Consider the following 23,965-nt stretch of genomic DNA (forward strand, 5'->3'; position numbering starts at 1 on the left):
ACCGCTTCGCGGCGAAGGCTCGAACCCGGACGACGCCTTGTGTCCCAAGAGCGGCTAATTCGAGGAGCGATAGGACTCCAAAAACGTAATAAGCTCCTCCTTCGTCCCAACCCCAATCTTGCGATAGGTGTTGCGCATGTGGGTTCGCACGGTGTATTCGGAAATGAAAAGATGCTCGGCGATAAAAGGAGAGTTGTGCCCTGAGGCAAGGTATTCGAGAATCTCGCGTTCGCGCTGGGTGAGATGATAGACGTGGGCTATCTCGTCGAGGCGCTGGCCGCGTTGCGGCGGCTGTCCGTCGTTACTGGTCGACCCCGACTCGGCTTCAAGTGACCGGATGAGCCGGCGTTGATGCACGAGCGCGATGGATATGATGACGACGAAGTAGGCCGTTGCCAAAATAAGAAGGAGGGGGCCCAAAGGCGTCGTGCCCACGACGCGGGGCAGCTCGAATCCAAGGCAGGAGGCAAGCGAGCATCCGGCAAAAGCAATGGCCCCTATCAGCGTCGGCGGCAGCTCTCCAGCGCGAGCGACGCCGGCAAGAGCGTCAAGGGCCAGCAATCCGATAACCACCAGCAGCGTGTTCGATCCCAGAAAGCCGAAGTCGAAGAGCGGGCTCTCGGCGATAAAGGCCGACAGCACAAAGAAAAGCACCGAGCAGAAGGGGATGTAGAAGTAGGCGATCTCCGCAATGTCGAGTTTGTGACGCGTTCGAAGAAAGCAAAGGAGAATCAGCCCGGCAGCAAGGGGAGCAAGGGCTTCGTAGTATTGATAGGCCAAGGGCATGGTGCGATCAGCGTAAGCTGCCACGCGGGCACTCATGGCAAGAATTTCCAGGAACAGCCCGAAGAGCATGGCGATAACCGTGGGCAGCATGGAATGGGCCAACGGCTCGAAAGAGTACTGGTCGGGCTCGCCGGCCAGCGCGGCCGCCCTTGCTTGGCCCTCACGGCCTTCGCCTTGCAGGTGCGCCAAGGGTCCGGCAGCTCCACCCGCAGCCAACAAGAGAGCTATCAGGGTGGTATAGGGAACGAGATGGGCGACGGCCAGAAAATTAACGGCAGCGCCAAGCAGCGCGGAGAGACACAGGTAAGAGGCGGCTTCCAGCAGCGTGAGGCCCATGAAAAGGTGGAGCCAGACAAGCACGAGCCGCAGGGCAGCTGCTGTGGCAATGAAACTGGCTATCGAGCGAAGCAGCAGGCCCGTCCATGAAGGGAGGCCGGCGCTCAGGGCGAGTATCCCGATGGACGCCAGGTAGGCCGCCGCAACCATAAGCAGAGGGGCGCGGGAGAGCTCAAGGCGAGGCGACTCCTTCCGTAGCGACACGAGGCCAAGGAGCGTGCCGAGGAGCACGCCTAAGAAGGCGGCAAGAGCGGAAGCATCGCCAGCAGCGCGCTCGACCAGCAATCCCGAGACGTAGGACAGTTGAGGAGGGAGGAAGGGAAGCGTCGTTACGAAGAGACCGAAACTGAGGAAGGGCACAGCGGCCTTTGCTTGTTCGGCAAGGCGGAAAGACGGCTTCGGTTCGGTTTCGGCCACGGGTCCTCCTTTGATTGCGCTTGGCCTTTGAGGGGCCGATCGGCGCGCGACGTGTGCGCCCTATTGTAAGGGGATTTTGCGTCAATCAGGGGGAATGGCTGCGATATCACCGAAACGGGTAGGGGAATTACTTCAGTGCGGGGATGGTTTGATCTGGGGATTCTCCGTAGTCTTTCAGTCGGCCCGCAGAAATGTCGCGAGGCTGCATGTCGGCTTGCTTTTTCGAAGCAGCCATGGGAAGGGAACTCTAAAGGAGGACTTGCAATGACTATGAATCAACAGGGACTGACGCGCCGTACCTTCTTCAAGGGCGCTGGCCTGGGGGCCGCCGCTTTGGCAGCTACCGGTCTTGTCGCGGGATGTGCTCCGCAGGCCGCCGCTCCCGCAGATTCGGCCGAAGCACTTGCGGGGACGGGGTCGGCTGCCGGCTGGCGCACGGCGCCCGAGCCGATAGCCGATGATGCCATCGCCGAGGTGCTCGAGTGCGATGTGGCGGTGCTGGGACTCTCCTACGCCGGAGCCTCTGCGGCACGAGCTGCTGCCGAGGCGGGAGCGACCGTGGTGTGCATGGAGCAGCAGGCGGAAGGCGCTCGTACTTTTGTGGGCCAAGGCAACTTCGGCCACATCAACTCCGAGTTCCTTAAGAGCCGTGGCGTGCCCGCCGTCGACGAGCTTGAGTTCTTCAACAACTGGCAGCTGCGCAGCGGGAACCGTTCCAATGCCGCCTTGGTGCGTCGCTATTGCCGCGAGCTGGGAAGTGCCTTTGACTGGTATATCGACGGCTTGACCGAGGACGAGAAGGCAACGCTCACCGTCCAGTTCTTCCCCACGGATCCCTCGTACACGGTGGAGAAGAATCGCATTCAGACGTGGCCGGGCTGCGTCGGTACCGCTGAATATCAGGACAAGCTTATTGCCGGCATGGTGCAAACGGCCGTGGCTAACGGCGGTACGGCTTTGTGGGAAACCACGGTTCAGCAGCTCGTCCAGGATGAGTCCGGCGCGGTTGTGGGCGCCATTGGCCAGCGCGCAGATGGTAGCTATGTCAAGGTGAGCGCCTCCAAGGGCGTCATTGTCTGCCTCGGCGATTTCTCGGCCAACGCAGAGATGTGCAACGATCTGCTGACCCAGGTGACGAGCTTGATTCCCGAGGATGGTGCCATTGTGGGCATGGGCCAAACCGGCGCCGGCGTGCAGGTGTGCTATTGGGCTGGCGCCCGCCTCGACCCCTATCAGGCCACCATGGGAGGCGATTATTACTACCCTTGCGACGCCCCGACCGATCCGCTGGGCTCCTCTTCTCCTCTGTGGCTGAATGCCGACGGCAAGCGTTACTGCAACGAGGGATTTGGCTGCGTGGAGCTTGCGGCTATGCAGGGTGCAACCCAGCCTCAGGGCACATTCTGCGCTATTTTCGACGACGACGTCGAAACGCTGTTGAAGGCCCAGGGCGCTTGGCACATGGGCATGGACTGGCCCAACACCGGCTTTGAGGCGCTGCGCGCTAGCATGGCGGCGGCCGTGGCCAACGGTGCCGCTGGCTCGCTGGGCGAAGGCGGGGATGCGGGCAGCTCCACCGAGGGCGGAGAGGCCGTGGACAAGGCAACCCTCGCCGGGGCCAACATCTTTGCCGCCGACAGCTACGAGACCCTCGGCACCTATTTGGGTTATGAAGGGGAGGCGCTGGAAAACTTTGTAGCCTCCATTGAGCGCTACAACGAGTTGTGCGAGGCGGGTGTCGACGATGACTTCGGTAAGGAATCCTCGCTGATGTTCCCCATCAAGACGCCGCCGTTCTACGGCTATGCTGGGGAAAAGGAACTGGGCATTATGCTGGTGAATGGCGCCGGCGTGCTTATCGACGAGCATGGTCAAGTGCTCGGTGAGGACTATCGCCCCATTTCCGGCCTTTTTGCCGTAGGCAACACGGCGGGCAGCCGCTTCGGTGCCCAATACAGCACCCCGGTTGCTGGCTCCTCGGTAGCCTTCGCCATTACGCAGGGTCGTTTTACGGGCGACTACGTAGCAAGCCTGTAGGACCCGTGGTTGCCGGCCCTCGGTTGGCTCCGCAACCAACGTTGAATTTTTCCTGAGCAAGCGGGACCGCCTTCCCCTCCCTAGCGGTTCCGCTTTGCTTTGGGGGCTGGCGTTATTTCTGGGGCGCCAGCTTTTCTGCTTTTATTCCTGATGGTGTTGGCTGTGGCGTTTCCCGTGGCCCGCGCCATTGCCAGTCCCAGCACCCTGACCGCTGCCGCTGCTCGCTCCCGCGCCATGGCCAGCGCCGTTTCCCGAGCCGGAGCCGTGGTTGTGGGTCTCGTCTTCGCAGAGATGGTCGATGGCGTCATGCAGTTCGCGCATGGTCATGGCAGCGCAGTCGTCCACGGATACGGAATCATCGAGCTTGGCCAACTCGCAGGCGGCGCGATAGCGGCCCACGCCCATGCCCGCAGCGGCGGCCGCTTCGCGGGTGGTCTCGTCGGCGTGATGGCAGGCGCCCTGGTAGGGATGGCTGGCAAGTACGGCGTCGCTTTGGGCTTGCAGCTCGGAGGCCAAGGCGTTGTCCTGTGTGGTAATGTTCACGTCCACGAACGCATCTTCGGCCAGATAGGGGGCCAGGGCCTCGCTGTCCATAAGCATGGCGAAGGCCTCTTCGTAGGATTGGCCCTCCAGGGAAAGCGCGTCCAGTACCGCGGCGCCGTCATCGTTGATGGCGGTGGCCTCCACCACGCGGTCGAAGGCGTTGATGGTCAGCTCGAGGGAGGGGTTTACGTCTACGCCAACGAAAGCGGCCGGCTTTTGCCACAGGTGCCAACCGGTGGCGCCCAGGACGCCCACCAGCAAGAGGCAGGCGGCTGCAGCGAGAGGCGCCCAGCGCCGGCGACGCCGCGGCGAACGGGCGGTGGGGACAGCGGGGGCCGAGGAGCCTGCGAGGGCAGAGACCACGGGGATTGTTGCAGCGGAATCGGGAATCGCAGAGGCCGCTACAGCGGGGCCTGAGGTCGTCGGGCGTGCTGTCTCTTCGGCAACTTCAGCCTCCCGCGCCGCTTCAATGGCGGCCAAGGTGTGTGCCTTGGCCGAAGCGGGGGCTTTCACTTGCAGAAGCGTCTCGCGCACGTCGCGCTCGAAATGGTCGTTGGTCGGGTGCGTCATGAGAGCACCTCCCTCAAGTGTTTCTTGCCCCGGGCAATCCACGAGTACACCGTGTTCACGGGGGCATCAAGAAGCTGGGCAATTTCCGGGGCGGTATATTCCTCGCAGAGAGCCAGGTAGAGCGGGGTACGCGGCGGATCATCAAGGTCCTGCAGCGCGTCCATGACCTCGCTGGTGAAGGAGCCGGGCTGCTCGTCGGGCGGGGCGGCCGGCTGCGCAGCGCGCTGTCCGACGGCCTGCTGGGACTCCGCCGCGCCCAGCGCCTCGTCGCCGCCGGCTGTGCGTGTGCGATGGGCTGCCTTCAGCATATCAAGGCAACGGGTGCGCGCTACGCGAATGAGCCAAGCCTTGCGGTGATCGTCGTCGGCGAAGGTGGTGGTGTCGGCCAGGGCGTAGCGCAGGAAGGTTTCCTGGAAGGCGTCTTGGCAGTCGGCCTCGCAGGGAAAGTACAGCAGACAGACGCGCCACACCGTGTCGGCGTGGCGCTCCATGGTGCGTTCTATGTCAGGGGCGGGGCGCATGGATGGCGGAAGCCGATGCCGTGAAACGCGGAAGATGCGCTAGCGACGACAGCCGTGGCCTGTGCCGTTGCCGCAACCGTGCCCGTTGCCGTGATGGCCGGAGCGCGGGCAAGTCCATTCATCGGAGGCGCGGTCGTCGGTGTTTGCGGTGCCGTTCATCCCCAGACAGCCGTGCACGCGGCTGGCGCAGTGGTCGATGGTGGCGAACAGCGATTGCGCGATGGTGGCGGGGCAGGCAACGCGATGGAGTCCGGTGGCGCACCCGGCGCAAGCCGGCGCATCCGCCGTCGGCAGCAGGGGCGTGGTGGCAGCGCCAAAAGCTACGCCCGGGGCCACGGCCAGCGTCAGAGCCAGCAGGCCCGCAACGATCATTTTCTTCATGAAGCTTCCTCTCTCACTAAGGCAGAATCTACCAGAAAAACGATCCAGCAACGGGAATCCTTGCAAGAATTTTGAGAAGTTCGCCCACGGATGCTGCCTCGGCGACGGTTTTCTTTCGAATGCAGCCCAGAGCGGGCGAAATATCTATGATGGATAAAAGGCGATGAGCCGCAGGCTGGGCGCGTTTGCAACTTCACTCAGAACATCAAGCGCCCGTCCGTCGGCAGAGGCAAGGAGCCGTCATGAGCAAGAAGCTGAACAAGCTGCATAAAACCCTGGCTTCCCAAGGCGTCGGCAACCGATCCGCGGCGGCCAAGAACGGCCCCTCGAAACGAGCGGCGGCAAAACGGAAAGAGCCCCCGCGCGGCCCGGGGTGGTACGAGGCGCGCGAGCGCGGGAAGCAGGTGCGCCAGCGCGTGCCCCGCTCCAAGCTGGGCACATGGAACGTGCAGCGGGAGCGCACGGAAGCCTTAGACTTGCTGTTCGCCCAAGACGAGAACCGCTTGCCTTACCTGGTGCCGGAGCGCCATCAGCGCATGGCCGCCAATCCCTTCGCCTTCTACCGCGGGGCTGCGGCGGTGATGGCGGCCGATCTGGCCAGTGCGCCTAGCACGGGCCAAGTAGTGCAAGCCTGCGGCGATGCCCATATTGCGAACTTCGGCGGCTATCGCTCGCCCGAAAGCCACCTGGTGTTCGACCTCAACGACTTCGACGAGACCGCCCCGGCTCCTTGGGACTGGGACGTGCGACGCCTGGTGGCCAGCGTGGCTATTTGCGGGCGCTATCGCGGCTTCGGCGAGGAGTGGTGTCGCGAGGCGGCGCAGCTGGCCGCCGAGAGCTACCGACGGGCCATGCGGTATTTTGCGCGCCAGGGTGCCCTCGATGTGTGGCGCGCGTACATCGACGTGGCCGAGGTGCTCCATAGTCTGGTCGACAGTGTCAGCAAAGCTGATCGACGCCAGGTGGCCTCTGACCTGGAGCGGGCCTTCGCCAAAACCAACGAACGGGCCTTCGACAAGCTGGTCACCATGAAGGACGGTCGGGCGCGCATGACCTACGATCCGCCCGACATCGTGCCGCTGTCCTTCTTCCTCTCGCCCGACAACGCCGAACGGGTGCTGCAGTCGCTCAGGCATCTCATGGACGGCTATCGCAGCACCGTGACGCCCACGTACCAGCCCCTGCTGGCCAACTACCAGGTGCTGGGCATCGCTCAAAAAGTGGTGGGCGTGGGCAGTGTGGGCACTCGCTGTTGGGTGGCGGCCCTGGCCGGTACCGAGGTGGCCGATCCGCTGGTGTTGCAAATCAAAGAGGCGAACGCCTCGGTGCTCGAGCGCTGGTGCGGGAAGAGCCGCTACGCCTCCCACGGCGAGCGCGTGGTGCAAGGGCAGCGTCTTATGCAAGCCACCAGCGGCGTGCTGCTGGGCTGGACCAGCGCGCCCGACGAGGATGGCGTGCGGCGCGACTATTACGTGCGTCAGCTGTGGAATTGGAAGATGTCGGTGAATTTGGAGAAGGCCAGCGCCGACGAGCTGGAAATTTACAGCCAGCTGTGCGCCTGGACGCTGGCGCGCGCCCATGCCCGCACGGGCGACCGAGGTGCTATCGCCGGCTATCTGGGAAAATCCGACAAGTTCGACCGCGCTATGGCGGCCTTTGCGTGCGCCTATGCCGATCAGAACGAGGTGGATTACGAGGTGTTTCTGAAGCGTATTGGCAAGTAAGCGCTTGTTCCCGCAAAGGCGTCGTTGGCGACAGTCGCGAAGAGGTCGATCCCCTCGAGGCCATCGACCTCTCGTTTTCCCCGATGAGAAGCAAAAACGTCCGTTAATGACGTGGTATCATGGGCGAATGCTTTTGAAAGCGTCGCGGCTGGGTTGGAGCCGTGACGTTCTGCGGGGAAGGACGAGCCCATGGTTACTTTTCATCGAGCCGATGGAGCTGCCGACGGCGTAGTGGACGACGACTCCGTTGCCGCGGAGGTCTCGCGCGAATTCCTGGACCGCGTTCCCGGCGGCCTGTTCCGCTATCACGCCGAGGGCACGGGTGAGCTTGATTACGTGAGCGCCGGCCTGGTCGAAATGTTCGGTTGCGAAAGCTACGAGGAATTCTGCCAGCTGACGGGCAACACCTTCGAGGGCATGGTCCTTCCCGACGACTGGGCTTTCGTGGACGCCACGATTCGCGAGCAAATTTCTACAGGCGACACCGATCGCGTGGTGTACCGCATTCGCCGAGCCGATGGTGAGATTCGCTGGTTCGACGATAGCGGCCGTTTGGTGGAGGACGAGGACGGCGTGCGGTGGTTCTACGTCACGGTCATCGACATTACCGACCAGGTGCTTGCGCGCCAGGCTCTCGAGCGCGCCAACGAGCGGTTGGAAATTATCACGGCGCTGTCCAATGACGTACTGTTCGATATCGAGTGCGGCACGGGCGAAAGCCACGTCTACGGTGATTTCGTCGGGCGCTTCGGCCGTGAGCCCCAGCAGCCCGATTTCGTGGTTCATCGCCGTTGCCAGCAGGAGTGCCATCTGGACATTCACTCCCACGATCTCTCGCATCTGATGCAGCAAATCCAGGAGAACAGCCTGGTGGATTTCGAAACCTCCACGCCCGGCGCCGACGGCGAACCGGTGTGGTACCGCTACCAGTCGGTAGTGCTCTACAACGACGACGGCAGCCCGCTGCGCCACGTGGGGCGCCTGCTGGACACCCACGATATGGCCATGCGCGAGAGCCAGTTTCGCAAAAAGGCCGAGCGCGACAGTTTGACCGGGCTGTACAACCGATCGGCGGCCCTCGACCGCATCGAGTCCATGCTCAATACGGAGTCCCGTCCGTGCACCCTCATCACCGTGGATGTGGATGATTTCAAGGCCGTGAACGACACCTACGGACACCCCGAGGGCGATCGCGTGCTGAAGGAGCTGGGCGCGTTCTTGGGTCAGGTTATGCGTAAGGAAGACGTAGTGGCCCGCATGGGCGGCGACGAGTTCGCCATCTTCGCCGCGGGCTTGGGTCCGGGGCCGGCCATCGACCGCATTCTCGAGCACCTGTCGCGCGGCCCCTTCGCCACCACGCGCGCCACCGACGGCAGCGCCCCTGAACAGCTCAGCGAAGAAGAGCCGCGCCAGGCGTCGCCCTCCATCTCCATCGGCGCCGTCTGCTGCCTCAACCCGCCCATCACCTTCGAGAAGCTCTACGAAGCCGCCGACGAAACCCTCTACACCGCCAAAGACGCCGGCAAAGCCCAATATCAACTACGGGTGATTGAATAGCCAGCTAGAGTTGAGTCCAGAGGAGTGTCGGGTGGTGCTCACCAAGCGAGTTCCGCAGCGAACGAAACAGCCCAGTGGGCTGTTTCGCCGAGCGAGGACTGTTTGAGCGACTGAGCACCACCCGGCGCTCCGACTTTGGGGGAGCTTCGGTCGGCATACCCGGAGTCCCCGCCTGCGGGAGACCTTCAGCCCCTATCCGACAGCCCGCAATCGCGCCGTGTCAAAGGAAATGACGCGAGCGCCGCGGCCTTCGACGAGCCCTGCCAGCTCTTCGACGGAGGCAGGGAAGTGCACGCGGTCAAGGTCGCACTGATCGAAGAACCCGTGGTCGATCATGGACTGCAACAGGGCAATCAGCGGATCGTAGAAGCCGTCGATGTTGAGCAAGTAGCACTCGGCGGGACCCAAATCCAGGCGCACACGGGTGATGATCTCGCTGATTTCCTCAAGGGTGCCCACGCCGCCGGGCAGAGCCACGAAAACGTCGCCCAGCTCGATCATCTTCGCCTTGCGCTCGCCCATGGTTTCCACCACGATAAGCTCGGTCAGGTCATGCTGGGCCACGCCGGCCTCAATGAAAAAGCGGGGCTCTACGCCGATGGCGGCGCCCCCGGCGTCCAGGGTGGCGCGGGACACGGCCCCCATGAGGCCCACCGAGCTGCCGCCGTACACCAGGCTGTGGCCTGCTTGGGCAATCCAGCGCCCAAGGGATCGGGCGGTCTCTTCAAAGCGAGGGTCGTCGCCGGGGTTCGACCCGCAATACACGGTAACGTTCATAAGGCTCTCCTCTTCGGTAAGTTTGTATTGTTCGGAGAATGATCAAGCATAGCACCGAACAAGACTGCGGGCAAACAGGCGTTTCAGCTGTTGAGAAGTTGTGTCTGTTGCCTACCGGGTGCGTCGAAGCGAAGGGGGAGAGCTCGGTATTCCTGCACTTCCCTCAAAGGAAAAGGGGCCATACGTCCGCGCCCCCTTCCCCCTCCTGACGCTCTTGCACCTCGCGCAACCTTACGGCCTTCGAGCACTTCGCTTACGTTGCTGTCATTTTTGCTGCAATGGTCGGCCGTTCCCGTTATGCTGCCGAAAGCGCACGACGGGGATCGGCGAAACTCGCGAGAGAAAGGGGCAAGAGCATGGGCGCTATCAAGCATTTCCTGGTGAACTATACGGGCAACTTCAAAATGGCGCTGATGCTGTGGCCTCTGGCGTCCTTCGTGCTTACCCTGCCCATCTTGGCCTACCTGTACCACCGCGACGGGCGCCTGCGGTTCACCTCGATGGTGGCTACCTATCTGACGGTGCTGTACGTTATGGGCCTGGGGTGCTTCACGCTGTACCCGCTGCCCGAAGGCACCAGTGGCCCGGGCATTACCTACGGCATTCCCGCCAACTTCAACCCGCTGAACTTCATCTACGACATTCAAAAAGAGGGCCTGCGGGCGGTGTTCCAGCTGGTGTTCAACGTGGTGTTCTTCATGCCGCTGGGCTTCATTGCCGGGCGCCTGCTGCGCATGCGCTTCGTGCCCACGGTGCTGCTGGCTTGCGCCACCTCTATGTGCATCGAGTTTGCCCAGTACACAGGCTTGTTCGGGCTCTATGACTACGCCTATCGCTGCTGCGATGTCGACGACGTTATCACCAATACGCTGGGCGGTGCGCTGGGCTGGCTTTGCGCGCTGCTGCTGGGGGCGAAGGTGGCTCCGGGCAAGATGGCCGAGGTGCCCCTGACCGATCATCCCGGCTTCGTGCGTCGGTGCGTGGCGCTGTGGCTCGACTTCACCCTCATCGGCATGGGCACCCTGGCGCTCTGGCTGGTTATAGCAGGAGGCTATCAACTGGTCACTGGCGAGTTGCCCCAACTGCCGGGACTTGATTCCTCACAGACGAACGAGTTGTGCACGTCGGCTCTGTGGCTGGGGTTGTTCCTGATCATCGAGGTGATCATTCCCTGGCGCCATGACGGCTCCACGCCGGGCGGTTCCTTCGTGCGCATGACCTTCGAGACGCACCCGCGCACCACGGGGTACCGCGTGGCGTTCTACGTTGTCCGCTCGGCCACGCTGCTGCTTACCTTCGAGGCGGTTCCCTGGCTGCTCATCCCGGTGCTTACGGTGTTTTACCTTTTCGCGCGCCGTATGCCCTACGACTATATTCCCTAGGCGTGCCTCAGATGCTCCTCCAGAAGTCCTGCACCAGGGCCTGGCGGTTCTCGCAGCCGGTTTTCTGAAGCAGTCGGTGAACGTACACCTTCACGGTGGAAAGGGCGATGGACAGGGTTGAGGCGATGTTCTGGTTGTCCTTCCCCTGCAGGATAAGGCGGAGCACTTCCCGTTCGCGCTCCGTCAGGCCATGGCGATTGCCGTAGATAATGAGGTTGTCGCCAATGTGCGCGGCTCGCGCGTCGTCCTCATCGGCCGGGGGTGCGGTGAAGCGCAGGGAAAGCGAGCGCGCGGCATAGCCGATGGCCAGCAGGGAAGCGGCTAGCATAAGCAGGTTCTCGGCGTAATTGCGCTCGGCGGAGATAACCAGGGGGCCCAGTGCCCACTCGTCTGTCTGCAGTACCAAGAACATGAGGGCGTCTTCGGCTATAACAAGGAGGGCAAGGGCTGCCACTACCCAGAACACCACCTTGGCCCGAGCCATGCGTGTGCGCTCGAGGGGGTCATGGGTGGCGAAGTAGCGGAACAGAGAGAACCCGAGAATCCACAGCACGTAGATCATGCGCAGGGAGTAGAACCAGAACCGTCCCTCGGGGGTAGTAGCGCCCATGAGCAGCCCCACGCTGACCACCAGGAACACCACCGGCGGCACGGCCTGCACCACGCGGCTGCGCTCGCCGGTGAAGTTGCAGGCAAGCAGCCAGAAGAAGGTAAGGAACGCATCGCCGATGACAATGGTGGCCAGGCTGCGCATAACGAGGTACCCCGGGTCGGCGGCCGTGCCCAGCACCACGGCGGCAATGCTGTCCTGCAGCATGAAGGCGACGTCTACGAAGTAGCACAGAAACCCGCCGAAGGCGAGAGCCATGCCCCGGGAGCGCGAGGCCAAGTAGGCGGAAAAGCACGTGGCGGCCGCTAGCACCGAAGCCAGCATGACCAGTAGCGTAAAGTAGTACGTAACAAATTCCATGGGAGCAACCTCGGCTATGACCTGGGGTTTATCGGAGGTGTATCAATCTAAACGCTGATGATACCCCTCATTGTCTTCTCTCGGTACACCCATTGTACCGCTTTCCGTTTAGAAAGAGCCAGAGCATAGTGGCTTGCGCAGGGGTAACGCGCTTCTCGCGTGAGCCGGGTCGGGATGCCCGAGCGAAAAGCGCGCCTCGCGGGCGGTTTGGGAGAGCAGGCCCGCATGCACGGGGCCGCATCTGCCATGGGCGGCCTCCTTGGGGATAGCGAACGCACGGGGCGTTCGTGTTCATAGACAAGAGAAGGGAATCTCATGGAAGAGAAGGAAACCGGAAAGAAGGGCATTGGGCTCATCGGCCTTATCGGCATGGTGGTCAGCTCGTGCATCGGCACGGGTGTCTTCGCCATTACCGGTCAGCTGGCCAATGTGGCATCGCCCGGCGCGGTGCTCATCGGCTGGCTCATTGTGGGCATCGGCTTCTTGGCCCTCGCGTTTTCGTTGAACAACCTGACGGAGAAGCGCAGCGACCTGCACGGCATCTTCTCCTACGCCGACGCCGGCTGGGGTCCGCTGGCAGGCTTCATCTCCGGCTGGGGCTACTGGCTGTCGGCGTGGCTTGGCAACGTGGCCTTCGCTACCATGATGATGTCCACCATCGGCTACTTCTTCCCTGCGTTTCTGCCGGGCAACACCATTCCCTGCATTATCATCGCCTCGCTGGTGATGTGGGGCATCACGCTGCTGGTTATCCGCGGCGTGGAGAGCGCGGCGTTCCTGAACGCCATCGTCATGGTGTGCAAAGTGGCCGCCATTGCCGTCACGCTTGTGTTCGGTATCTTCCTGTTCAATGCCGGCATTCTGACCGCTGACTTCTGGGGCAACGTGTACAACAACGCCGTGGCCGCTGGCGAGTACGGTCCGGACGCCGTGGGCATCGGCGATGTGGGCACGCAGATCTTCAACTGCATGATCATCATGATGTGGTGCTTCGTGGGCATTGAGGGCGCTTCCGTGGTGTCGGCCCGTGCCGCCCGCAAGTCCGACGTCGGCAAGGCCACGCTCATCGGCTTCATCTGCCTGATGGCCATCTACGTGGGCGCTTCCGTGCTGCCCTTCGGCTATATGCCCTACACCGAGATTGCGGCGCTCGATTATCCGGCTCTGCTCTACGTGTTCGAGTCCATGGCTCCCGGTTGGGGCGGCCCGTTCATCTCCATCGCCATCATCATCTCCATTTTGGGCTCCTGGCTGTCCTTCACCATTCTGCCCGCCGAGACCACGTCCGAGATGGCCGACTACAAGCTGCTGCCCGCTTCCTGGGGCAAGCTGAACGCGAAGGGCGCGCCGCAGTTCTCGCTCATCATTGTGGGCGCCTGCATCCAGGTGTTCCTTATCATCCTGCTGTTCTCGGCCGACGCCTATGATTTCGCGTTCTCCATGTGCACCGTGGCCATTGTGATCACCTGGGCTTTCGCCGCTGCCTATCAGGCCAAGTGGGGCCTGCAGAACAAGAACGGCGTGCAGGCGGCTATCGGTTTTGTGGCCGTGGCATTCCAGGTCATCGGCGTGCTGTTCAACGGCTGGTCGTTCCTGCTGCTCACCTGCGTGGGCTACATCCCCGGCTTCTTCATCTACATGAAGGCGCGCAAGGACTACGGTCATGCTGTGACCACGGGCGAAAAGGTGTGCATGGGGGTTATCAGCGCCCTGGGCGTGCTGTCCCTGGTGCTGCTGGGCATGGGCGTTATCGGCATCTAAGGAGCGGATGAATGGACATTAAGACTATTGGCGTTGAGGATTGGCTCAACGTGTGGGAGAAGTCGGCTACCTATGACATTGCCCAGTCGACTATTGCCTCGCTGACTATGGGCGAGATTCTGGAGCTGGACGGACAGGCGGGCGCTTCCTTTTACGAGCGCTTGAACGGCGAGAAGATGAACTACGGTTGGATCGAGGGTTCGCCGGAGTTCAAGGCCGAGGTGGCGAAGCTCTACCGCAGCGACATCGACCCCGACTGCATTCTGCAGACCAACGGCACCACGGGCGCGAACCTGATGGCGCTCATGCAGTTGGTGGAGCCGGGCGACCATGTGATTGCCGAGTACCCCACCTACGACCCGCTCTACGAGATTCCGGCTACGCTGGGTGCCGAAGTGGAGTACTGGCATCTGCGCGAGGAGAACGGATGGCAGCCGAGCATCGAGGAGCTGCGTGCGCTGGTGCGCCCCGACACGAAGCTCATCTGCATCAACAACGCTTCGAACCCGCTGGGCACGGTGCTTTCCAAGGAAACCCTCGAGCAAATTGCCGAGATTGCCCGCGAAGTAGGCGCCTATGTGCTCTCCGACGAGGTGTACCTGCCGCTGGAGAACACGGAGAACTTCTGGTCCATGATCGACCTGTACGAGAAGGCGGTCGTGACCAATTCCGTGTCGAAGACCTACTCGGTGCCCGGCGCTCGCATTGGCTGGTCGGTGTCCAGCAAGGAGCTGGCCGACAAGTTCCGCGTGTACCGTGACTACACCATGATTTGCTGCGGCGAGTTCAACGACGCCCTGGCCACCTATGTGCTGGCCAACCGCGACGCTATCCTCAAGCGCAATCGCGCCATCATCGAGCGCAATCGCGCCATCGTGCAGGAGTGGATCGACGGCGAGCCCCGCGTGCGCTGGCAGGCGCCCAAGGGCGTGTCGGTGGCCTACATCCAGTGGGACATTCCCATGGATGACGAGGAATTCTGCATCAAGCTGCTGAAGGAAGAGGGCGTGCTGCTGGTGCCGGGCAGCCGCTTCAACCTGCCCGGCGGCGCACGCCTGGGCTACTGCGCCCCCGAGGCCACCCTGCGCGAAGGCCTCGCCCGCCTGAGCAAAGCCCTCCGCCAGTTCGACTAAACCGAGCGCCTGCCCGCATGGGGACGGTGGGGGTCCTGACCGTCGCCCACCTGCTCTGGGGAGACGGCCAACAGGGAGACAGCCAACCGTCTGACTTGTCTTATTCCGAATGCGGGGAGGGATTAGGTTCCAGAAACGGCCCCTTCGGTATCTTTTGAGGTGCCAGAAAGGGGTCGTTTGGTTCCCCGCTTTGACAAAAGGCCAGGTGAGCGTAGCGGCATCTGAGCGGCAGAGGAACCAAACCGCCAGTTTTGGGAACCTACCGCCTCTCTCCGCCGCCCACTTGCTCTGCCAGCCCCACTTCGCCGCCTTCCCGCGCTGCTGTTTGGTCTTCGGCTTTTGACGTTGCCACCAGCTACTTCTTCGGCATATGATCGCGGAGCCATTGGGCGAGGATGACGGCTTGGTTCTCTTTCTCGTCTTTGGCTCCGTAGAGCAAGGTGACGCGCGGGTAGTGGGCTAGCGTAGGCTCGGTCAGCTTCTCGGCGAAGGCGGCTGCCTCGGGGTTGGCGTTCAGCTCGGCGGTGTACTGGGCGACGAAGGTGTCCCAGTTTGCCGGGTTGTGACCGAAGGCTTTGCGCACGGCGGTGGAGGGGGCCAGGAACTTCGCCCACTCGTCGTAATGCACGCGGGCCTTGGTAAGGCCGCGCGGCCACAGACGGTCCACCAGCACGCGGTAGCCATCGCTTTGCTCGTAGGGTTCGTAGACGCGTTTCGTGACAATTTCCATGGGAGCCTCCTTTGGTAATGCTTCCATTGTGGAGCAGCCCCGTCGTGCCCGACCGCCGAAAAGGCTCCCGTAAGCAAATCGCCCCCGCCTCGTAACGAGGCAGGGGCGATGCTTTTTGTCGAAGCGGTGCCGTGGCCGCAGAGCCAGTGCGGAGATGGCGGCTGCAGCGGCGGCGGGGAGATTACGGCCGCTACAGCGCCAGCTTGTAGATTTCCGCGGCGTCTTCCAGGGTCAGCTTCTTGAAGCTGCCGAAGGGCACGCCCTTGTTCTGGGCCAGCGTCGGCAGCATCTTCGGAATGTCCTCCTCTTCCACGCCCAGCTCGGCCAGGGTGGTAGGCATGCCGAGGCTCGCGAAGAACGCGCGCGTCTCATCGATGGCCGAGAGCGCGTCGGCATTCACGTCGCCCGTGGGGGTGAGGCCAAACACCGCCTGGCCGTAGAAGGCGAAACGCGCCGGATTCTCGGTATACACGTACTCCATCCAGGCGGGGAACATGACGGCCAGGCCCGCGCCGTGGGTGATGGCGGGGTCCAGGGCCGAAAGCTCGTGCTCCAGGCCGTGGGTGGCCCAGTCCTCGTGACGGCCCACGCCGGCCAGACCCTGGTGGCACAGCATGCCCGCCCACATGATGTTGGCGCGGGCGTCGTAGTTATCGGGGTCGGCCAGTACGCGCGGCGCTTCGGCGCGGATGGTGTTCATAAGCGACAAGTTCAAGTTGTCGGTGACAGGCACGGCACCCACGTCGTCGAAGAAGCGCTCCAGCAGATGGCAGTACATATCGGTCAGACCCGCCGCCGTCTGGAAGGGCGGCAGGGTGAAGGTGAGCTCCGGGTCCATGAAGGCGAACTTCGGGCGCTGGGCGTTGTTGGCGTAGCCCGTTTTGCGACCCAGCTCGTCATTGGACACCACCGTGTTCTTGGACGCCTCGGAACCTGCGGCGGGAATGGTGAGCACCACGGCAATGGGCAGCACGTCGTGGTCGAGGGCCTTGGTCTCGAAGAGCTCCCATACGTCGCAGTCGATGCAGGCGCCGTTGGCGATGGCCTTAGCCGAGTCGATGACCGAGCCGCCGCCCACGGCCAAAATCCAGTCGACACCGCCCTCCTTGCACAGCTTCACCCCTTCGCGCACCAGGGTGATTTCGGGGTTCGGACGCACGCCCCCCAGCTCCAAGTGCTCGATGCCCGCGGCATCCAGCGAGGCACACACGCGGTCGAGCAGTCCCGATTCGCGGGCGCTGCGTCCGCCGAAGTGCACCAGCACGCGCTGAGCGCCGGCGGCGGCCAGCTTCGCGCCCACCTCGTTCTCCACGCCGCGGCCGAAGACGAAATGCGTGGGTGAGACGAATTCGAAGTTTTCCATGGGAATCCTTTCCTCCGGCAAAGGCGCCGGCCGCCAAGTCGCGGCCCCACGCGCCAACTGCCGCGCCCAGTATAGCGCGAAAGCGTAGAATAGAAACGACCGAGAGAAAGGGGAGCCATGACGGTTTTGTTTGTAAACGCGTGCCTACGCGGAGAAGAGTCTCATACGCTCAAGCTCTGTCGCGAGTACCTTGAGGGCAGGGAGGACGTTAAAGAAGTGAACTTGGCCGAGTTGAAGCTGGAGCCCTACTACGCGGGGCCGGTGGCGTTCCGTGCCCAGCTGGAGGCCAACAACCGCTTCGACGACCCCCTGTTCGACCTGGCGAAGGATTTCGCTGAGGCCGACGAGATTGTCATTGGTGCACCTTATTGGGACTTGTCGTTCCCGGCCGCGCTGAAGATCTACGTGGAGCACGTGTGCGCCATGGGCATCACCTTCCACTACACCGAGCAAGGGGCCTGCGAGGGCCTTTGCAAGGCCGGACGCCTTACCTACATCACCACCTGTGGCGGCCGCGTGGAAGGCATGAACTTCGGCTACGAGTACTTCTGCGGCATCGCGAAGATGTTCGGCATCCCCGAGACCCGCTTCGTGGCCGCCGAGAACTTGGACGTGGTGGGCAACGACAACGAAGCCAGCATGGCCGCCGCCCGCCAGCAAATCGCAAAGCTCCGCGCGGAGGGGTAAAAAGTTAGTCGGCCAACTCCTGGGCCAGATACTTGCCCGTGATGCTTTCGGGGCAGGCGGCCACCTGGGCGGGGGTGCCCTCGCAGACCACGGTGCCGCCCTGTTCGCCGCCGCCCGGGCCCATGTCGATGAGGTAGTCGGCGTTGGCGATCATGTCCAGGTCGTGCTCGATGACCACCACGGTGGCGCCGTGCTCGATGAGCTTCTGCAGCACCTCGATGAGGGTCTCCACGTCCAGCGGGTGCAGCCCGATGGTGGGCTCGTCGAATACGAAGAGGGTGTCTTCCTGGTCGCGGCGCATCTCACTGGCCAGCTTCAGGCGCTGGGCTTCGCCGCCGGACAGCGCCGGCGTGGCCTCGCCTAGCGTAAGGTAGCCCAGCCCCAGGCCACTGAGGATTTGCAGCTTGCTGTGCACCTTTTTCAGGTGGGGAAGCGCCGCCAGGGCCTGGTCCACGGTCAGCGAGAGCATCTCTGGCAGCGACAATGTATGCACCGGTGCGAAATCGCCGCCATGGTCGTGAGAGCTCTCCGACGCCTCGCTGTCGCGCTGAAGCTCTTCACCCGGGGTAAGCTGAACATCTCCCTCTACGGCCATCTGAATGGCGTAGGCGTCCTTGCCGTAGCGGCTGCCGTGGCAGTCAGGGCAGGGAATGTCCACGTCGGGCAGGAACTGCACATCAAGGGAAATTTGCCCCGTGCCGTCGCAGGTGGGGCAGCGCAGGCTGCCGGTGTTGTAGGAGAAGGCGCCGGCCTTGAGCCCCGCCGCCTTCGCCTCGGGCAGCCTTGCGAATTCCCGACGTAGCTCGTCCAGCACACCGGAATAGGTGCCCACGGTGGAGCGCACGTTCACGCCGATGGGGGTGGCGTCTACCAGGTCGACCCGGCTGATGCCCGGGGCATCAATATCGCGCACGTGGCCGGGCAGCGCACGGCCGGCAAGAGCGGCTTTCAGACCAAGGACCAGGCTTTCCAGCACCAGCGTGGTTTTGCCCGAGCCGGACACGCCCGTCACCACGGTCAGGCGGCCTTTCGGAATGCGCACCTCCAGCGGCTGCACCGTGTGGATGGCGCCCGTTTCCAAGCGAAGAGCCCCCTCGTCGAACAGGTGGTCGGCCGCCACGGGGGTGCGTACGCGCACCTTCGCGGTGCCGGCCAGGAACGGTCCGATGCGCGAAGCGGGATTGGCCTCCACCTGGGCCACCGACCCTTGGGCGATGACGCGGCCGCCATCGGCGCCCGATCCCGGCCCAATCTCAATCAGGTGGTTCGCGTGGCGCAGCACGGCCACGTCGTGGTCCACCATGACCACGGAGTTGCCGTCGGACAGCAGGTCGTCCATGACGCCCAGCAGACCCTCGATGTTCGCCGGATGCAGCCCGATGGAGGGCTCGTCCAGTACGTAGAGCACGCCCGTGGTGCGGCTGCGCACGGCGCGGGTGAGCTGCACGCGTTGGCGCTCGCCGTTGGAAAGGGTCTCGCTGGCGCGGTCGAGGGTCAGATACCCCAGCCCCAGCTGCTCCAGGCGCTGGATGGGCTCGGTCATCTCGGCGGTAATCTGGGCGCACATGGGCCGCATGTCGGCGGGCAGCCACGGAGCTACCGTGGGAATCCAGTCGCGCAGCTCGTCCAGCGAAAGCGCGGTCACCTGGGCCAAGTTCTGCCCGTTGATGGTGGATGAGCGCGCCTTCTCGGACAGGCGCGTGCCATGGCAAGCCGGGCACACGTCCTCGGTGAGGAACTTCGCCACGCGGGCCATGCCCTTCTCGTCCTTTACCTTCGCCAGGGCATTCTTCACGGTGTTTACGGCGCTGTAGTAGGTGAAGTCCAGCTCCGTGGCGTGGCTCTTGTTCTTCGGCACGTACAGGATGTGCTTCTTCTCCATGGGACCGTGCAGCACAATTTCCTTTTCCTCGGGGGTCAGGTCCTCGTAGGGCACGTCGATGCGCACGCCCATCTCCTTCGCCACTTCGGGCATGAGCGACCACATGAGATTGCGCCAGGGCGCCACCGCGCCTTCTTCCAGCGTCAGCGTCGGATCGGCAATGAGCGTGCTCTCATCGATGGTGCGAACCACGCCGGTGCCGCCGCACTCGGGGCAGGCGCCCCCGCTGTTGAAGGCCAGGTCTTCGGCGCTGGGTTCGTAGAACTCCACCCCGCAAGTGGAGCAGGTGATGGGCAGCTCGCGGGCGCCGTTGAGGGTAGGAGCGTTGGGGTGGCCGTTCGGGCACACGTGGCTGGCCAGGCGCGAGAACATAAGCCGCAGGTAGTTGAGCAACTCCGTGGAGGTTCCGAAGGTGGAGTGCACGCCGGGAATGCCCGGGCGCTGGCGCAGGGCCAGGGCCGCCGGCACGTGCAGCACCTCGTCCACCGTAGCGCGGCCGGCCTGGGAGATGCGCCGGCGGGTGTAGGTGGAAAGGGCCTCCAGGTAGCGGCGCGATCCTTCCGCGTACAGCACGCCCAGGGCCAGCGAGCTTTTTCCCGAGCCCGACACGCCGGCAATGCCCACTAGCTGGCGCAGCGGCACGTCCAGCGAGATGTTCTTCAGGTTGTGCACCCGCGCCCCGCGCACCTCGATGGCGGTGGGCTCGTGAAAGTGCAGCGGTTCGGCATTTGTGTCGTGGGGGTGAGGGGAATCGGTCATGGTAGCTCGCTTGTGAGAGGCGGATGGTGTCCTTCCCATTGTTTCTTTCGGCGCATTGTTTTGCAAGGTGGTTTGGGCATTGGCGTTGTTTTGTTGGCCGAAGGTGAATGGTGCATAATGGCTCCTTGACGCAGTTTTGGGGTATAAGGTAACCATGATGAATGGGCGGTTGCCGCACTTTGCAGCTGACCTGCCCGCGAGTGCGCGGCAAATTTCGAGAAAGCGAGTGGCACATGAAGCATTGGAAAAGCGGGAAGCGTAGCGCAGGGGTTGTGCGGTGCGCTGCCGCGAAGGAGGGCGTCGCAGACCTGTCGGCGCCGCGCGCGACGGGCGTCTTCCGACTGACAGTTTTGATTGCTGCGTTGGGTCTGGCGCTCGTCGTTATGTTGAGCGGTTGCGCGGGAGGCGGCGAAGGCGTGACGGATTCGGCCGCCAACGCCGAGGGCGGCAAAACGCTGCGCGTGGCCATGGAGCTTGCGTACCCGCCGTTCGAAACTAAGGACGATGCAGGCAACCCCGAGGGCTTGGCGGTGGATTTCATTCGCGACTTCGGCGCCGCTTACGGGTACGACGTGCGTATTGAGAACACGGCGTGGGACGGCCTTATCCCGTCGCTGCAATCGGGCCAGGCCGATCTGGTCATCAGCTCCATGACCATTACCGATGAGCGCAAGCAGTCGGTGGACTTCAGCGATCCCTACGCTATGGCGCAGCTGGCCATTCTGGCCAACGCCGAATCGGGCGTTCAGTCCATCGACGACTTGAACCAGCCGGGGAAGAAAGTGGCCGTGAAAACGGGCTCTACGGGCGATGTGTACGCCACGAAAAACCTTCCCAACGCCGAGATTGTGCGGCTGGCCGATGAAAGCGCCTGCGTCACCGAGGTGGTGCAGGGCAAGGCCGACGGCTTCCTGTACGACCAGCTGACCATCTATCGCAACCATGCGGCCAACCCCGACACCACCGAGGCCGTGTTCATTCCCTTCCAAGACCCTGAGGCGTGGGGTATCGCGGTGAAGAAGGGCGATACCGAACTGCTCGACCAGCTGAACGCCTTCATTGCCCAGTCCAAGACCGATGGCGAGTTCGATCGTTTGACCGAGAAGTACCTGGCAGAAGAGAAGAAGGCCTTCGACGAGTACGGATTCAAGTGGTTCTTCGACTTCGAATAGGCTAAGGGGATGGCTATGGTGGGCTCTCTTTTCACGGTTCCAGGCGATGGGCGGGTTGGCGCAGCTAAGGCGGCGCTGAACTACCTGCTGGTGTGCTGTGCCGTGGTGGCCGTGGTGTGGGCTTCGCTGGCCATGGCCGGCATCTCGCTCAACTTCGATTTCGTGGCCCAGTACCGCGTGCGCATTTGGGACGGCTTCTGCATGACCGTGGGCATTTCGGCAGCCAGTTTGGTGCTGAGCATGCTCATTGGCGTGCCCGTGGCTCTGGGCCAGGGCTCCCGCGTGCTGCCGGTGCGCTACCTGTGCGATTTGTACGTGAAGATCATTCGCGGTACGCCGCTTATCGTGCAGGTGTATTTCTTCTACTACATCATCGGCACGGCTTGGGGCATCGACAACCGCGTGGTGGCGGGCATTGTCATCCTGTCGCTCTTCTCGGGTGCCTATCTGGCCGAGATTGTGCGCGGTGGCCTTATGTCCATCGACCGCGGGCAGCTTGAGGCGGCCCGGGCCGTCGGCTTTACCCGCGCGCAGACGTTGCGCTACGTGGTGGCGCCCCAGATGGTGGCCCGTACGCTCCCGGCGCTGACCGGTCAGGTCGCCTCCATCATCAAGGACTCGTCGCTGCTGTCGGTGATCGCCGTTATCGAGCTCACGCAAACCATGCGCGAGATTACCGCCACGAACTACAACTTCTTCGGCGGCTTCCTGCTGCTGGGAGCGTTGTACCTGGTGCTTACGCTGCCCCTGATGTTTGTCAGCCGCCAGTTCGAAAAGAGGCTCGACTATGAGCACTAAGCCTTTGGCCGTGCGGCTCTCCCATATCACGCGCTCCTTTGACGGCGTCGAGGTGCTGCGCGACGTGACGCTTGAAGAAGAGGTAACCGCCTTGGCCATTATCGGGCCTTCGGGCGGCGGAAAGTCGACGTTGCTGCGCATCCTGGGCGGCTTGCTGCCTCCCTCGTCGGGTACCCTGGCCGTGGGCGGCAAGGCGGTGCCGACCGATGAGACGGGTTTGCGTGCCTATCGAGCCCAACTGGGATTCGTGTTCCAAGACGGCGGCTTGTTCCATCACCTGACGGCGTTGGAAAACGTAGCGCTGCCGTTACGAGCGGTCCACGGCGTCGAGGCGGCCGAAGCGGCCGACCGCGCGCAAGCGTTGCTGGCGCGTTTGGGGTTGAAGGGCGAAGCGGAGAAGCGCCCGGCTCAGCTGTCCGGCGGCCAGAAGCAGCGCGTGGCCATCGCGCGAGCCCTGGCGGCGCGGCCGGAGCTGCTGCTGCTCGATGAGCCTACCAGCGCCCTGGACCCTGAGTACACCACGGAAGTGCTCGATGTCATTCGCGATCTGAAAGAAGCGGGCACGCGCTTCGTCATTGTGACCCATGAGATGGGCTTTGCCCGCCATGCTTGCGATGACGTGGCCTTTCTGTGCGAGGGGCGCCTCATGGAGTACGGGCCGAGCGCCCGTATCTTCGACAACCCGCAAACCCCCGAGCTGCAGCGCTTCCTAGGGCGCTTGCTGGAATGGAGCATGTAATGGCGAAGCGCGTCGGTATTTTGTACGAGTCCGACGAGTGGTCGGACTGGAAGCTGCACCGCGAGCTGGAGGCGGCGCTGGGCCGGCCGGTGGCCATGATCAACATGGAGGCCGACAACTGCCTGGATGCGGCAGCCGAATGCGAGGTGCTGGTCAGCTGCGTATTTGCCAGCGCGGTGTTCCGCGGCCATGAGCACGCGGCAGCTTCTATGAACGCCCTGGTACACGGTGCGCTGCCTGAGTCGGTGGAACTCATCAACCCTCGTCGCGCCCATGGGTTCGAGGTTTCCAAAGCCGCGGCAGCTCAGGCCCTGGAGGCCGCTGGCTTGACTGTGCCTCCGGTGTTGGGCCTCGGTCGGCCTGAGGAGCTGCGCGGTGCGGAGGAACGTTGGCGCTACCCCTGTGTGATCAAGCCCGATTGCGGGGGCCGCACCACCCATACCGCGGTGCTTCACGATGCCAGTCAGGCGGTGGCCTTTCTGGAGGAAGCGCCCGATTTGCGGTTCATCGTCGAAGAGTTCATCCCGGCGCGGGCTGGCTTTATGACGCGCATGGAGTTGGTCGATGGCGCTTTGGCCCTGGTGGTCAAGCGCAGCATCGCGCCGAACGGTCTGTCCTCCTATCACGAGGGATCGACCTACGAGTTGTACCCCGATTGTCCCGAGCCCGTGCGCGAGGCGGTAAGGGCCGCGGCCGCGGCGCTCGACATTCAGTTTGGCAGCTTCGACGTTATCGAGGGCGCCGACGGGCGCACCTATCTCATCGACGCCAACAGCGTGTCGAACGTGTCCGAGGATTGCACCGAGCTCTTCGGCGGCCTTGACCTCATGGGCTGCTACGCCGAGGCACTGGCTCGTCGCATTGACGGCAAAGCCTAGGAGCTTGGTCGTCGGCGCCTAAGGCGCCGAGAACGTGTCGCGGAAACTGCGAGCCTGGAGCT

At 63.3% G+C, this 23,965-nt stretch carries 20 protein-coding genes; 11 read left to right on the forward strand and 9 right to left on the reverse strand.

Annotated elements, in window-relative coordinates; translation table 11 throughout:
- Positions 1-54: 54 nt before the first annotated feature.
- Positions 55-1,539, reverse strand: coding sequence for a helix-turn-helix transcriptional regulator (locus PZH32_RS02390; RefSeq protein WP_275206034.1), 1,485 nt, complete (start codon positions 1,537-1,539; stop codon positions 55-57).
- Between the two features lie 264 nt (positions 1,540-1,803).
- Between PZH32_RS02390 and PZH32_RS02395 the strand changes: the two genes are divergently transcribed.
- A complete protein-coding gene (locus tag PZH32_RS02395) occupies positions 1,804-3,576 on the forward strand; it encodes an FAD-binding protein (protein WP_275206035.1) in 1,773 nt (590 codons plus the stop codon).
- A gap of 141 nt (positions 3,577-3,717) precedes the next feature.
- Here the strand turns inward: PZH32_RS02395 and PZH32_RS02400 are convergent, their stop codons facing one another.
- The 3 genes from PZH32_RS02400 to PZH32_RS02410 form a co-directional block, all read right to left on the reverse strand.
- Positions 3,718-4,689, reverse strand: a complete 972-nt coding sequence (locus PZH32_RS02400) for an anti-sigma-I factor RsgI family protein (RefSeq protein ID WP_275206036.1) — start codon at positions 4,687-4,689, stop codon at positions 3,718-3,720.
- On the reverse strand, positions 4,686-5,180 hold the full coding sequence (locus PZH32_RS02405) for an RNA polymerase sigma factor (protein WP_275206037.1): 495 nt from the start codon (positions 5,178-5,180) through the stop codon (positions 4,686-4,688). Before PZH32_RS02405 ends, PZH32_RS02400 begins: the two co-directional genes overlap by 4 nt.
- A gap of 69 nt (positions 5,181-5,249) precedes the next feature.
- Entirely contained in the window at positions 5,250-5,591 is a 342-nt protein-coding gene (locus PZH32_RS02410; RefSeq protein WP_275206038.1) for a hypothetical protein, read from the reverse strand.
- Positions 5,592-5,833: 242 nt separating this feature from the next.
- Here PZH32_RS02410 and PZH32_RS02415 point away from each other — a divergent pair, with 242 nt between their 5' ends.
- Both PZH32_RS02415 and PZH32_RS02420 read left to right on the forward strand, forming a co-directional pair.
- Positions 5,834-7,315, forward strand: coding sequence for a DUF2252 domain-containing protein (locus PZH32_RS02415; RefSeq protein ID WP_275206039.1), 1,482 nt, complete (start codon positions 5,834-5,836; stop codon positions 7,313-7,315).
- Positions 7,316-7,504: 189 nt separating this feature from the next.
- The gene (locus PZH32_RS02420; RefSeq protein ID WP_275206040.1) at positions 7,505-8,872 is read left to right on the forward strand and encodes a sensor domain-containing diguanylate cyclase; all 1,368 of its coding nucleotides are present in this window, start codon (positions 7,505-7,507) and stop codon (positions 8,870-8,872) included.
- A gap of 192 nt (positions 8,873-9,064) precedes the next feature.
- Here PZH32_RS02420 and PZH32_RS02425 read toward each other — a convergent pair whose 3' ends face one another.
- Positions 9,065-9,649: a TIGR00730 family Rossman fold protein gene (locus tag PZH32_RS02425; protein ID WP_275206041.1), complete on the reverse strand. Its 585-nt coding sequence runs from the start codon at positions 9,647-9,649 to the stop codon at positions 9,065-9,067.
- A 356-nt stretch (positions 9,650-10,005) separates the two neighbouring features.
- On the opposite strand from PZH32_RS02425, the gene PZH32_RS02430 reads away from it, so the two are divergent.
- Positions 10,006-11,031: a VanZ family protein gene (locus PZH32_RS02430; protein ID WP_275206042.1), complete on the forward strand. Its 1,026-nt coding sequence runs from the start codon at positions 10,006-10,008 to the stop codon at positions 11,029-11,031.
- Positions 11,032-11,038: 7 nt separating this feature from the next.
- Here PZH32_RS02430 and PZH32_RS02435 read toward each other — a convergent pair whose 3' ends face one another.
- Positions 11,039-12,001, reverse strand: coding sequence for a helix-turn-helix transcriptional regulator (locus tag PZH32_RS02435; protein WP_275206043.1), 963 nt, complete (start codon positions 11,999-12,001; stop codon positions 11,039-11,041).
- Between the two features lie 315 nt (positions 12,002-12,316).
- On the opposite strand from PZH32_RS02435, the gene PZH32_RS02440 reads away from it, so the two are divergent.
- Together PZH32_RS02440 and PZH32_RS02445 are read left to right on the forward strand one after the other, a co-directional pair.
- The gene (locus PZH32_RS02440) at positions 12,317-13,762 is read left to right on the forward strand and encodes a basic amino acid/polyamine antiporter (protein WP_275206044.1); all 1,446 of its coding nucleotides are present in this window, start codon (positions 12,317-12,319) and stop codon (positions 13,760-13,762) included.
- 11 nt (positions 13,763-13,773) lie between these two features.
- Positions 13,774-14,895, forward strand: coding sequence for an aminotransferase (locus tag PZH32_RS02445; RefSeq protein WP_275206045.1), 1,122 nt, complete (start codon positions 13,774-13,776; stop codon positions 14,893-14,895).
- Positions 14,896-15,250: 355 nt separating this feature from the next.
- On the opposite strand, the gene PZH32_RS02450 is transcribed toward PZH32_RS02445, so the two are convergent.
- Positions 15,251-15,625 carry a DUF488 domain-containing protein gene (locus PZH32_RS02450; protein ID WP_275206046.1) on the reverse strand — a complete coding sequence of 125 codons (375 nt, stop codon included), beginning with the start codon at positions 15,623-15,625 and terminating at the stop codon, positions 15,251-15,253.
- A gap of 190 nt (positions 15,626-15,815) precedes the next feature.
- Positions 15,816-16,988: an iron-containing alcohol dehydrogenase gene (locus tag PZH32_RS02455; RefSeq protein ID WP_275206047.1), complete on the reverse strand. Its 1,173-nt coding sequence runs from the start codon at positions 16,986-16,988 to the stop codon at positions 15,816-15,818.
- A gap of 117 nt (positions 16,989-17,105) precedes the next feature.
- On the opposite strand from PZH32_RS02455, the gene PZH32_RS02460 reads away from it, so the two are divergent.
- Complete coding sequence (locus tag PZH32_RS02460) at positions 17,106-17,675, forward strand: NAD(P)H-dependent oxidoreductase (protein ID WP_275206048.1); 570 nt, start codon at positions 17,106-17,108, stop codon at positions 17,673-17,675.
- Between the two features lie 4 nt (positions 17,676-17,679).
- Here the strand turns inward: PZH32_RS02460 and PZH32_RS02465 are convergent, their stop codons facing one another.
- Positions 17,680-20,316 carry an excinuclease ABC subunit UvrA gene (locus PZH32_RS02465; protein ID WP_275206049.1) on the reverse strand — a complete coding sequence of 879 codons (2,637 nt, stop codon included), beginning with the start codon at positions 20,314-20,316 and terminating at the stop codon, positions 17,680-17,682.
- A gap of 416 nt (positions 20,317-20,732) precedes the next feature.
- On the opposite strand from PZH32_RS02465, the gene PZH32_RS02470 reads away from it, so the two are divergent.
- Genes PZH32_RS02470 through PZH32_RS02485 form a run of 4 tightly spaced genes read left to right on the forward strand, consistent with a single transcriptional unit; the run spans position 20,733 to position 23,903 of the window.
- The gene (locus tag PZH32_RS02470; protein WP_275206050.1) at positions 20,733-21,488 is read left to right on the forward strand and encodes a transporter substrate-binding domain-containing protein; all 756 of its coding nucleotides are present in this window, start codon (positions 20,733-20,735) and stop codon (positions 21,486-21,488) included.
- A 15-nt stretch (positions 21,489-21,503) separates the two neighbouring features.
- Positions 21,504-22,286, forward strand: a complete 783-nt coding sequence (locus PZH32_RS02475; RefSeq protein WP_275206051.1) for an amino acid ABC transporter permease — start codon at positions 21,504-21,506, stop codon at positions 22,284-22,286.
- The gene (locus PZH32_RS02480) at positions 22,276-23,025 is read left to right on the forward strand and encodes an amino acid ABC transporter ATP-binding protein (RefSeq protein WP_275206052.1); all 750 of its coding nucleotides are present in this window, start codon (positions 22,276-22,278) and stop codon (positions 23,023-23,025) included. Before PZH32_RS02475 ends, PZH32_RS02480 begins: the two co-directional genes overlap by 11 nt.
- A complete protein-coding gene (locus PZH32_RS02485; protein WP_275206053.1) occupies positions 23,025-23,903 on the forward strand; it encodes an ATP-grasp domain-containing protein in 879 nt (292 codons plus the stop codon). Before PZH32_RS02480 ends, PZH32_RS02485 begins: the two co-directional genes overlap by 1 nt.
- Positions 23,904-23,965 lie beyond the last annotated feature (62 nt).

The sequence above is a fragment of the Adlercreutzia equolifaciens genome, assembly GCF_029076695.1.
In the GTDB taxonomy this organism is placed as follows: Bacteria; Actinomycetota; Coriobacteriia; order Coriobacteriales; family Eggerthellaceae; genus Adlercreutzia; species Adlercreutzia equolifaciens_A.